The following is an 11450-nucleotide window of genomic DNA, read 5'->3' on the forward strand; positions in this document are numbered from 1 at the left end:
CCGTCCGGAGCTGTAAACCGCGTATACCGCTTCAGCTGCCTTCCACCGTACCCACTGAGCGTGACCACCGGTTCACTTATCAGCAACCGCCCGGAACGGCGCGACCGTGATCCAGGCTCCCCCTGGTCCGGGCGGCACCCCGAAGTTCCGTACGCCCACACCGGGCTCGGGCATTCCTGTCCCCGAACCCGGCCGAACAGAGACCGGCCGAGTACTGACCGAGCTCACGACATGGGTCGCGCAGTTACCCGCAGCCCGTGCCGCCTGACGACTGATGGCGTCGCCGCCACGTGCAGCGAGGGCATCAGCGTGCACGGATTATCGAACGGACGGAAATGGACAACACCGTGCTGAAGCCGACCACAGCGCCGGAGCCCGAGCTCCGGGAACTCACGCAGCGGTTCCCCGCCACACCGCGCGGGGCCCGCCTCGCGCGACGACGTGCCGTGCGGCGTATGGAGGAGTGGGGCTACCCGCCCGCGTCGGACACGTCCTGCACGGTGGCCCTGTTGGTGGCGGAGCTGGCCTCCAACGCCGTACGGCATGGCCGCTTACCCGGACGGGATTTCCGGCTCCGCCTCGTCCGCGAACCCTCGGCCACGCCGACGATCCGTATCGAGGTCTCGGACTCCCGAGAAGACCGCCTCCCGGCCATTCCGCCGATGCCGATGCCGACGCCCGATGACGAGTGCGGCCGTGGGCTGCTCCTGGTGGACGTGCTGGCCACCCGCTGGGGCACGACGCCTCGCAGCCCGGTCGGTAAGACGGTGTGGGCGGAGTGTGCGGTGATGTGAGTAGGGAGTGGTGCGGCCCGGCGCCTCTCTCGTGAGGGGCGCCGGGCCGAAGAGGGGCCGGGAGGGCTATTTCACCGCGCCCGCCATCACACCCGCCACGAACTGCCGCTGGAAGGCGAAGAAGACCGCCAGGGGGATCACCATCGAGACGAAGGCCCCGGGGCCGAGGATGTCGATGTTGTTGCCGAACTGGCGGACCTGCTGTTGGAGGGCCACCGTGATCGGTGGGTTGCCGCTGTCGGCGAAGATCAGGGCCACCAGCATGTCGTTCCAGACCCACAGGAACTGGAAGATGCCGAGCGAGGCGATGGCCGGGGCGCCCAGGGGCATCACGACCCGGAGGAACAGCCGGAGCTCCCCGGCGCCGTCCAGCCGCGCCGCCTCCAGCAGCTCACGGGGGATCTCCGCGAAGAAGTTGCGCAGCAGGAAGATGGCGAAGGGCAGACCGAAGGCGGTGTGGAAGAGCACCACGCCCGTGGTGGTCTGGAAGAGGCCGACCTCACCGAAGAGCTTGGCCACCGGGATCAGGGCGACCTGCACCGGGACCACCAGCAACCCGACCACCAGCAGGAACCACCAGTCGCGGCCAGGGAAGTCCATCCAGGCGAAGGCGTAGCCCGCCAGCGCCCCGATCATCACCACCAGCAGGGTGGCCGGAACGGTGATCGCCAGGGTGGTCCACAGCGAGTCGGTGATCTGCTGGTTGCTCAGCAGCTTGTCGTAGCCGTCGAAGGTGAGCTGTCCGGGGTCGGAGAAGACCTTCCACCATCCGGAGAGGTCCACGTCCGCCGGGTCGCGGAGGGAGGACAGCAGCAGCCCGGCGGTGGGCATCAGCCAGAACAGGCCGATCAGCACCAGGGCGACCCGGGTCACCCCGCCACCGGCACCCGCCGCGATCCGCGCGACGAGGGACCGTTTCGTAGGTACGACCGTGTCCGCGCTGGTCATCGGCGGCTCTCCCTTCGGATGCGGCGGATGTTGAAGAACATGACGGGGAGCACCAGGAGCAGCAGGAGCACCGCGATGGCGCTGCCGAGACCCTGGTTGGCATCCGTTCCGAAGGACGACTGGAACAACTGGAGCGCCAGTACGTTGGCATCGTCCTGTGAGGGGCCGGGGGCGATGATGTAGACCAGGTCGAAGATCTTCATCACGTTGATCATCAGCGTCACGACCACGACCGACAGCACCGGTGCCAGCAGCGGCACCGTGATCCGCCGGAACACCTGCCATTCGCTGGCGCCGTCCATCCGCGCGGCCTCCATCAGCTCACGCGGCACCCCGGCGAGCCCCGCCGCGATCAGCACCATCGCGAAGCCCGCCCAGATCCAGACGTAGGAGCCGATGATGGCGGGGGTGACGAAGGACGGGCCCAGCCAGTCCACCCCGTTGTACGGCTCGGAGAAGTTCCAGGCGGGAAACCGTAGTTGAGCCCCCTCGGCCGCGGCCGGGAGCCGGTACGTTCCGTCCGCCGCGGTGGTCGTCTCCGCGACCACCTTGCCGTCCTTGACCGCCTCGATCCTGAGGTCGGCCATGGCCTTCTCGCCCTTGTCGATGACGCCCCGCTCACCGAGGCCGCCACGGGTGAAGTCGAACCAGACGGTGCCGGTGACCTTCCCCGCCTCGGGCTCGGCCCGCGCGGCCGTCCGCGCCCCGCTGATGTTGTCCCGCTTCGCGGCCACCAGCGGAATCGACGCCGGGGAACCCGCCCTCGCGGTCGCCTCGGTGGTGTACGCCCCGCCCGGGGACGCGGTCAGCCCGGCGTCCGGACGCGGATGGGCGCCGGGGAACGGCGGCGGCTCGGTGAACGAGTCGTGCACGCTCACCCACAGGGCGTTGGCCACGCCCTTGTCCGGGTCCTGTTCGTAGACCAGCCGGAAGATGATGCCCGCCGCCAGCATCGAGATCGCCATCGGCATGAAGACGATCAGCTTGAAGGCGGTCGCCCAGCGGATCCGCTCGGTGAGCACGGCGAAGATCAGTCCGAGGGCGGTGGAGACGGTCGGGGCCAGGATCAACCAGATGATGTTGTTCTTGATCGCCGTCTTGGTCGCGTCGTCGGAGAACATCTCCTGGTAGTTGTCCAGTCCGACGAATCCGTCGCCGCCCGCGTCGAAGAAGCTGCGGTAGACGGAGTAGCCGATCGGATAGACGACGAGCGCGCCGAGCAGCGCCAGCGCGGGCAGCAGGAACACCGCGGCCAGCCACGGCCGGGTGCCCAGGACACCCTTCTTCTTCCGGGCGGGTGTTGCGGCGGGTGGGACGGACGGTGCCCGGCCAGGCGTGGCCGCGCCGTCCGGTGTCGCGGTCGACATGATGGGGATCTCCCGGTCGGGTCGTCAGTTCTGGTACGCCTTGGCCGCGTCGGCCTCCAACTGGCGCTGGATGCCTTTGACGTTCCTCGGGTTCTTGAGGAAGTCCTGGAGCGCCTTCCACTCGCCCTGGGCCGGTTTGCCGCCGAAGGAGGCCGGCGCCTGGTCGGACATGTCGAACCGGAAGTCATTGCCCGCCGCGATCAGCGCCTTGGCGATGTCGCGCAGCGGCGCGTTGGGGTAGGCGCGCAGGTCGAGGGATTTGTTCGCCGAGATGAAACCGCCCGAACCGGCCCAGATATGCGCCGCGTCGGGCGAGGCGAGGAAGGTCAGCAGCGCCTGCGCCGCCCTGCTCCGCTTCAGCGCCACGGCCGCGTCGCCACCGGTGACCACCGGTGGCTTCTCGCCCACCGCCGGGAACGGGAACACCTTGGCGTCCTCGCCGAGCTCGGCGCCCGCGTCGGCCACGTTCGCCGCGACGAAGTCGCCCTCGAAGACCATGCCCGCCTCCGGCTCCGCGGCGTCGGCGAAGGTCTTGGAGACCGAGTCCGGGAACGCGGTGTGCAGCGCGCCGTTCCTGCCGCCCGCCAGCAGCCCCCTGGTGCCCCACAGCTCGGCCAGGGTGGTCAGCGCCTCGGTGACGGACGGATCGGTCCACTTGATCTTGTGCTGTGCGAGCTGGTCGTACTTCTCCGGACCCGCCTGGGAGAGGTAGACGTTCTCGAACCAGTCGGTGAGCGTCCAGCCGTCCTGGCCGCCGACGGAGATCGCGTCGGTGCCGGAGTCGGAGACAAGCTGGGCCTGGGCGAGGAAGTCCTTCCAGGTCTTCGGCTCCTTCGCGCCCGCGTAGTCGAAGGCGGCGGTGTTGTACCAGACCAGGGATTTGTTGCTGGCCTTGAAGTACACCCCGTACTGGGTGCCCTTCCAGGCGCCCAGATCGCGCCAGCCCTTCGCGAAGTTCTTCTTCAGCTCAGCGGTGGTGGCGGCGTCGACCGGTTTGGCCCAGCCCTTCTGGGCGAACTCGCGGAGCACCCCCACCTGTCCCACCATCGCCACATCGGGCGGCGCGCCACCGGCGATCTTCGAGCCGACGAACGCCGACATGTCGTCGCCGCTGGGCACGAAGGAGACCTCGGCGCCGGTGCGCCTCTCGAACTCTTCCAGGACCTTGGTGAAGTTCTCCTGCTCGGTCCCCGTCCAGACCGCGGTCACCTGGAGCTTCTGACCCTTGAGGCTGGGCAGCTTCACGGTGACCGGCGGCGGACTGCCCGACGCGTCCCCGTCGTCACCGCCGCAGCCCGCGGCGGTGAACGTGAGCGCTCCCACCGTCAGCAGGGCCAGCGCGGCCCGGGTGGAACGCCTCCGACGAAGCGAATCGTGCATCCCGGTGTTCCCTCCGATGGCCGACCGCCCCCGTGCGGCCGTGTCCCGTGCGTCAGTCGTACGCCCCGTGACCGAACGTCGCAATACCGCTTTCGGGGCCAACTCGCCGATCGTGACCGGGACGTGATGAACAGTCAGAAGGGAGTGGGGCAGCGGGGTCAGAGGGGAGGATGGGGAGACCGGCCAGGAAAGCCGGGCAGGCCGGTCGGTCAGATCAGCGCGGGCGCGGTGGCGGCGTCCGCCGACTGTGCGGCCCGCTGGAGCGCGCTGGCCAGCAGCGCCAGGTCCGTCGGCCCGTTGCCGAGTTCGCGCAGCGGGCGCCGGGTCGGCGGATCGCCCATCCGCTCCCATTCGAGCGGCACCACGGTGGGCCGCTGGGTCGCGGTCCGCGGTATCCGCCCGGTCACCCGCCCCGCCTGGAACGGGATCACCGCGCCGTCGCCGGGGCCGTCTCCGCGGCCGGGGCCGAACAGCCGCCCACGGCCGGGGGTCTGCTCCTCCGAGGAGGACGACGAGGACGACGGGGTGGCGGGGGCCGGGGCGGTGCCGTCGGGGCCGGTCCGGATCTCGAGGGCGACCCGGAGCCCGGCCTGCCCGACGGCCGCGGTCTCCGCCGTACGCTCCGGGCGTCCGGACGCCGCGACCAGATGTACGCCGAGCCGCGCCCCGTCCCGCGCGACGGCCTCCAGCGCCCGCACCACCGACCCGGCGGCCGGACGTCCGGGGCTGCCGAGCGCGGGGGCGACGAGTGCGTCGTAGTCGTCCACGAGGACGACGAGCCGGGGCAGCGAGCGCGGTACGCGCGGCTGCTGGGGCCCGCCGGTCTGCGTACGCAGATTGAGCGTGTGCGGGGTGTCGACGGACGTCGGATCGACGTCCCCGGCCACCCGCGGCGCCACCACCCGCGCCCCCCGCTCGGCACCGGCACCGGCACCGGCGCCGCGGCTCGCGCCGCCGAGGGTGGACCGGGCGGAGGGGTGGTCGGTGGCCGAACTGCCGCCGTGTGAACGGCCGGTGACGGGCCCGCCGGGGGCGGGCCGCGCAGTGGGCGGGGTGCCGATGCCGGAGCCGCTGCCCGTGGGCTGGCCGCCGGGGGCAGGGGTGCCCGCCGTGGGCCGGCCGCCGGATGTCCGTCCACCAGGCTCCCCACCGGTGCCCGCCCTGCCCGTGGCCTGCGCGCCGATCGCCGGGGTGCCCGTGGGCGGTCCGCCCGGCTCCGTGGGGGCGCCGCCGTCCTCGGCGGTGGTGGTGGGGTGGTCGGTGTGCCAGGCGGTGAAGTCCTGGGGGCCCAGCAGCTCCGCACGGCGCTTGAGCTCCGAGCTGAGCGCCTGCGCGAACTCCCGCATCCGCACCGGGTCGGAGGCCGCCAGGTACGTCGAGACATGCGGCAGGTCCGTGCACACCCGCAGCCCCTCGGTGCCACCCGCCGCGCCCCCGCCGGACCCGGCCCCGGCGCCCGCGCCGTCGACCAGGACCAGCTCCAGCCGGTCCGGCCGCTCGGCCGCCGCGAGCGAGGCGGCCAGCGACCGCAGCAGCTCTGTCTTCCCGGTGCCCGCCGCGCCGTCGACCGCCATATGCGGTCCGTCCGCCGCCAGATCGACGGCCAGCGGACCGCGCGGTCCGGCGCCGAGTACGGCCTGGGCCCGGCCGCCCGCCGGGACCTCGTCGGCCGCCGCGGCCCAACGCGCCAGCAGCGACGCGGGGGTGGCGCGGGCCAGCCCCAGCTCGTCCAGCAGCCGTGCCGTGTTCGGCAGCGGGGTGGTCGGCAGACGGCCCGGACCGTCCGTACCGCCTTGTGCGGAGGCCGACGGGCGCAACGGCGCGAGCGCCCGCGCGAACCGTTCGACCCACGCCCCCGATACGGCGTCCACCGTCACGGTCGTCGTGGCCCCGGCCGATTCGAGGGGGTGGTGGAGGTCGTCGCGGTGCGCGATCTGCAGCCCCGTGGCGACGTCCCCGCTCAGCAGCGCGGCCACCGAACAGGCCGCGAAGACCGGGGACTCCGAGCGCGCGGCCGCATAGCTCCGCGACAGCGGTGACGCGGGCGAGGCGGCCGGGGCGTCGGCCAGACACACCACGTGGATTCCGGCGGCCGGGCCACCGGCGGCCAGCTCCACGAGCGTCTCGCGCAGCGAGGCCGGGCCGGGGTCGCCGTCCACGAGCACCACCGTGTACGGCCCGGTGTGGCGGGCCGCGGCGGCGGCCACGGCGGCCGGGGGCGCACCGGCCCACGACGGGCCGAGCGGCCCGTCCTCAAGCCGCCGCGCCAACTCGCCCGCGCGCGCCGCCGCCTGTTCGGTGTCATAGGCGAGCAGCAGCCGGCAGTCCTGCCCGCGCAGCGGGCGCACCTGTGGCAGCCAGCCCAGCCAGGACCATTCCGCGAGCCGTTCGTCGACGGTGCGCGCGCGGTCCGTACTGATCAGCACGATCTCCAGCGCGGAGGGCGAGTGCAGTGCGGAGAGCTGCGCCACCACCGAGCGGGCGAGCCCGGCCAGCCGGGCGCGCGGCCCCGCCAGGCCCAGCGAACCGGTCTGCCGCAGCGAGACGGTGACGGGGGCGGCGGGCAACAGCCCGCCGTCGGCCGCCGGCCGGTCGGCCGAGCCGAGCCGTACGGAGAGCGCGTCCGGGTGGTCCGGGCCGCGCTCCCACAGCCGGGGGCCGGGGCCGAGCGCGGTCATCAGCACGGCGGCGGGATCCGGCCACCGCTGTTGCAGCCCCTCCGCCTCGGCGGCCGCCCGCTCCGCCGCGTCGCGCGCGCCGCCGTCGTCCTGACCCGTGGTCCGCTCGCCCTTCCCGGCGGCGAACTGCCGCACCCAGGCCCCTATTCCGCGCCGCCGGGGCTGCGCCCCGGGGACGTCGAGGGTGTACGGACGCGGATGGGCGTGCGTACCGTCCATCCGGCCGCCGGTCGGCCGGGAGCGGCCGGGTTCGCCCGTGCCCCGTCGGCCGGGCTCCCTGCCCGAGCCGCCGTGTGCCATGGGGTCGCCGTACGGCGCGCCGTCATCCGGGGAACGGCCTTCGGCGCCCGGGCCGTTGGGCCGACCGGAGTCCCGCCGCCCGTCCGCGCCCGGCCGGCGCGGTGCCGCGCCTGACCCGCCCGTGCCGCTGCTCGCCGTGGGTCCGCCGTGCCGGTCGTCGGCCCGTCGGCCGCGCTCCCTGCCCGCGCCGCCGTGCGCCGTTGGGTTGTCAGCCCGCCGGCCCGGTGGCCGACCGTGAGCCCCGCCCGTGGGGTCGTCGTAGGGCACACCGTCGTCCGGGGTACGGCCATCGGCTCCCGGGCCGTAGGGGTCGCCGAGTCCGCCGCGCCCGTCATCGGCCCGTCGGCCGTACGGATCGCCGTGATCCCAGTACGCCTCCGCGCCCCGTTGGCCCGGCGCCTGACGGCGTGGCCTGTCCGTGCCGCCGGGCGCCGTGGGGTCGTCGGCCCGACGGCCGTAGGGGTCGTCGGGAGCCCACTGTCCTTCCGCGCCCTGCCGGCCCGGTGGCCGACCGCGCTCCCCGCCCGCGCCGGAAGCGAAGCCGCCGCCCCCCGTCGCACGCGGGCCGTCGGAGCCCGCGCGGGTGGCTCGCGGCGACGGGCTCTCCGTCTCGCCGTGGTCCCACGCGCCTCCCGGGCGCGCGTGGTCTTCGTCACGTTGGGCGGGCACGCCCGCCCCCCGGTGGCTGTGGCGGACGTCACGCGCTCCGCCGTACGCGTCCTGGTCACCGTCCGTCACCGGGGCCCGGCCCGCGCCGGGATGGTGCCCCGGAGGCGTCCAGGCGCCCTCGGCGGAGTGGGTGGGGTCGCCGGACGGGGCGCCGGTCCACGGGCCCTCCGTACGGCCGACCGCGGCGGTGCCCGGGCGGGGTGTGACCCGCAGATGGCCCTCGCCGTCCGGGTGGGCGGGGAGGCGGGGCGGGGCCGAGGGGGCCGCCCCGGGCGTCCGCAGCCGCAGCGCGGACTCACCGATCCGCAGCAGCGCCCCCGGCGTCAGCGGGACCGGATGGGGGCCGACGGAGGCGCCGTCGGCCGCCGTGCCGTTGGTCGAGCCGAGGTCGGCCACGGTCACCCGGCCGTCCTCGGCGACCGTCACCGCGCAGTGCAGCCGGGAGACATCGGGGTCGTCGAGGGGCACGTCCGCGTCCGCGGAGCGGCCCACGCGGACCTGGCCGCCGTGCAGCAGATGGACCCCGCCCGCGTCCGGTCCGGCGACCACGTCCAGATGGACGGCGGCCTCGGCGACGGCCGCCTCCGGCAGCCCGGGAAGGCCCGCGTACGCCGGGGAGCGCTCGGGGTCCGCAGGGGCGTGCAGGGACAGCACCGCGCCGTCCACGAGCGGCGGCTCGCCGAGCGCGCAGCGCTGCGGGTCCAGCCGCTCGGTCCCCGCGAACAGCACGACCGCCCCGCCGCCCGCGCCACCACTGCCACCGCCGCTGCCCGCGCCCGCGTCGCTCCCGGCCGCGGCCACCGCGGTGGCCAGCCCGCTCGCCACCGAGGCGAGGGCGGTGCCGACGGGGGCGGTCACGAGCACGTCCACGGCGCACACCGGCGCGTGCGCGGCGGCTGAATGGCCGGAACGGCCCGGGTGGGCGCTGCGCGGCCCGAGGACGGTCAGCCGAATCTGCATCGCCGTCAACGGTCCCTTCTGTCCGGGGGGCCGGGCAGGGGTGCCGATCCCCACCACCGCCCCCAGGCGCTTCGGCACGTACAGGTCCGTACGGGGTCGTACGGGTCACGGAGCGTGAGTCCCCCGCCGCTCGGCGCTTCGTGCTGCGTGCATCCTCGCACCTGCCACTGACACTTCGCCCGCCACCCGGCATTACATGATCTTGATTGCTCGGCTGGTCGGCCGAAAGTGGTTGATTGCGACCGGATCGGCGGCGGTTGCGACGGGCCGCGCGCCCGGAACGTGCCCGGAACGCGCCCGCTCCTGGCCGCGCCGGGGCCGTGTCATGGCCACGCGCGGCAACCAACGGTCCGGATCGAGCGTCTTCCCCCCGAGTCCCGCGTGGCGGGATACGACGCCCGTCCACTCGTGTGGTGATCAGTACGGGCGCCCGCGTGTCCCCATTACAGTGGGGCGGACGGGTACGACCCAGCAGTACAAGCGGTGCGACAAACCGTGCCGCGGACGACGCAAGCGATGAAGACCACGATCAGGGAGCGCATGACGTGCGGCCGGTAGGCAGCAAGTACCTGCTCGAGGAGCCGCTCGGACGCGGAGCCACGGGCACCGTCTGGCGAGCCCGCCAGCGGGAGACGGCGGGGGCCGAGGCCGCCGTGGCCGGGCAGCCCGGCGAGACCGTCGCGATCAAGGTCCTCAAGGAGGAGCTCGCGAACGACGCGGAGATCGTGATGCGCTTCCTCCGCGAGCGCTCGGTGCTGCTCCGCCTCACCCACCCCAATATCGTCCGCACCCGCGACCTGGTCGTGGAGGGCGATCTGCTCGCCCTGGTCATGGACCTGATCGACGGTCCGGACCTCCACAACTATCTGCGCCGCAACGGCCCGTTCACCCCTGTCGCCGCGGCCCTCCTCACCGCCCAGATCGCCGACGCGCTCGCCGCCAGCCACGCCGACGGCGTGGTCCACCGCGATCTCAAGCCCGCCAACGTGCTGCTCGCGGGCACCGGTGAGGGCCAGGAGATGCACCCGATGCTGACCGACTTCGGCATCGCGCGGCTGGCGGACTCGCCCGGTCTGACCCGCACCCAGGAGTTCGTCGGCACCCCGGCCTACGTGGCCCCGGAGTCCGCCGAGGGCCGTCCGCAGACCTCCGCGGTCGACATCTACGGCGCGGGCATCCTGCTGTACGAGCTGGTGACCGGCCGTCCGCCGTTCGCGGGCAACACGGCCCTGGAGGTGCTGCACCGCCACCTGAGCGAGGAGCCGCGCCGCCCCACCACCGTCCCCGAGCCGCTGTGGACGGTCATCGAGCGCTGTCTGCGCAAGAACCCCGACCAGCGCCCCAGCGCCGAGAACCTGGCCCGCGCGCTGCGCGTGGTCGCCTCCGGTATCGGGGTGCACGCCTCGGCCGCGCAGGCGGAGGCGGCGCTCGGCGTCGCCGCGCTGCTCACGCCGGACCCGGCGCCCGCGCCGGTGCCGGACACCGCGCCCGCCGGTTCGGCCGACCCCACCCAGGCGCTGCCGACCAACGCGCCCTCCTACGACCCGGCCGCGGCCACCAACGTGCTGCCCACCACCGGACCGGACGCCGACCCCACCCAGGTGATGTCGCCCACCGGCTCCGGTCCCGGAGGCCCCGGCGGGGACGCCGATCCGACCCGCGCGATGCCGCCCGTGCCGCCCGGCGCGCCGGGCGACGATCCGCACCCGTGGCAGAACCAGCTCCGCGCGGCCCGTGACCGCAATGAGCAGACGCAGGTCCAGTACCTCGACCCGAGCGAGGACCCGCTGCGCCGCCGCCCCCAGCGGCGTCCGGCGCCCCAGCAGCCGCCGCAGGCGTACCAGCAGCCGCAGCAGCAGCCCCAGCAGCCGCCGCGGCGTCAGCAGCGCCGCCAGCAGCAGCCGCCGCCGTACCAGCAGCCGCAGCAGCCGCAGAACTACGCCCCGGCGCCGCACCACCCGCAGCAGCCGCAGCCCCAGCGCTACGCCCCGCCGCAGCAGCCCCAGCCCGAACCGCGTCAGCCCCGGCAGCGCGGCTCCAGCCCCAACCGGATGAAGATCCCGGGCCTGGGGTGCCTCAAGGGCTGTCTGTTCGTGATCGTGGTCCTGGTGGTGGGCTCCTGGCTGGTCTGGGAGCTGACCCCGCTCAAGGACTGGGTCGCCGAGGGCAAGAGCTACTGGGACGCCCTCAGTAGCTGGGCCTCCGAGGTCAAGAAGTGGATCTCGGACCTGGGCGGACCGAGCTGACGCTCCGCCGCGCGCCACGCGCGGCCCGATGATGAACCGGCGGGGGGGGGGGGGGGCCCCCCCCGGCCCCCCCCCCCCCCCCCCCCCCCCCCCCCCCCCCAGGCCCCC

At 74.3% G+C, this 11450-nt stretch carries 6 protein-coding genes; 2 read left to right on the plus strand and 4 right to left on the minus strand.

The window, feature by feature from the left end:
• Positions 1-335: 335 nt before the first annotated feature.
• Positions 336-794: an ATP-binding protein gene (locus NMK44_RS28200; RefSeq protein ID WP_254748214.1), complete on the plus strand. Its 459-nt coding sequence runs from the start codon at positions 336-338 to the stop codon at positions 792-794.
• Between the two features lie 66 nt (positions 795-860).
• On the opposite strand, the gene NMK44_RS28205 is transcribed toward NMK44_RS28200, so the two are convergent.
• From NMK44_RS28205 to NMK44_RS28220, 4 genes are all read right to left on the minus strand, one after another.
• Positions 861-1742: a carbohydrate ABC transporter permease gene (locus NMK44_RS28205; protein ID WP_254748216.1), complete on the minus strand. Its 882-nt coding sequence runs from the start codon at positions 1740-1742 to the stop codon at positions 861-863.
• Positions 1739-3109 (minus strand): carbohydrate ABC transporter permease, encoded by a 1371-nt coding sequence (locus NMK44_RS28210; protein WP_254748218.1) that lies wholly within the window; start codon positions 3107-3109, stop codon positions 1739-1741. Before NMK44_RS28210 ends, NMK44_RS28205 begins: the two co-directional genes overlap by 4 nt.
• A gap of 24 nt (positions 3110-3133) precedes the next feature.
• Positions 3134-4489 carry an ABC transporter substrate-binding protein gene (locus tag NMK44_RS28215; protein WP_254748220.1) on the minus strand — a complete coding sequence of 452 codons (1356 nt, stop codon included), beginning with the start codon at positions 4487-4489 and terminating at the stop codon, positions 3134-3136.
• 209 nt (positions 4490-4698) lie between these two features.
• A complete protein-coding gene (locus NMK44_RS28220) occupies positions 4699-9096 on the minus strand; it encodes an FHA domain-containing protein (protein ID WP_254748396.1) in 4398 nt (1465 codons plus the stop codon).
• Positions 9097-9641: 545 nt separating this feature from the next.
• On the opposite strand from NMK44_RS28220, the gene NMK44_RS28225 reads away from it, so the two are divergent.
• Positions 9642-11342, plus strand: a complete 1701-nt coding sequence (locus NMK44_RS28225) for a serine/threonine-protein kinase (RefSeq protein ID WP_254748222.1) — start codon at positions 9642-9644, stop codon at positions 11340-11342.
• The last annotated feature ends 108 nt before the right edge of the window (positions 11343-11450 follow it).

This window comes from Streptomyces cucumeris (assembly GCF_024295805.1).
Lineage (GTDB): Bacteria > Actinomycetota > Actinomycetes > Streptomycetales > Streptomycetaceae > Streptomyces > Streptomyces cucumeris.

Excerpts from the sequence above, each read along its gene's own strand:
- NMK44_RS28215 (WP_254748220.1), bottom strand. The coding sequence starts at position 4,489 with ATGCACGATTCGCTTCGTCGGAGGCGTTCCACCCGGGCCGCGCTGGCC.
- NMK44_RS28200 (WP_254748214.1), top strand. The coding sequence starts at position 336 with ATGGACAACACCGTGCTGAAGCCGACCACAGCGCCGGAGCCCGAGCTC.
- NMK44_RS28220 (WP_254748396.1), bottom strand. The coding sequence starts at position 9,096 with ATGCAGATTCGGCTGACCGTCCTCGGGCCGCGCAGCGCCCACCCGGGC.
- NMK44_RS28205 (WP_254748216.1), bottom strand. The coding sequence starts at position 1,742 with ATGACCAGCGCGGACACGGTCGTACCTACGAAACGGTCCCTCGTCGCG.
- NMK44_RS28210 (WP_254748218.1), bottom strand. The coding sequence starts at position 3,109 with ATGTCGACCGCGACACCGGACGGCGCGGCCACGCCTGGCCGGGCACCG.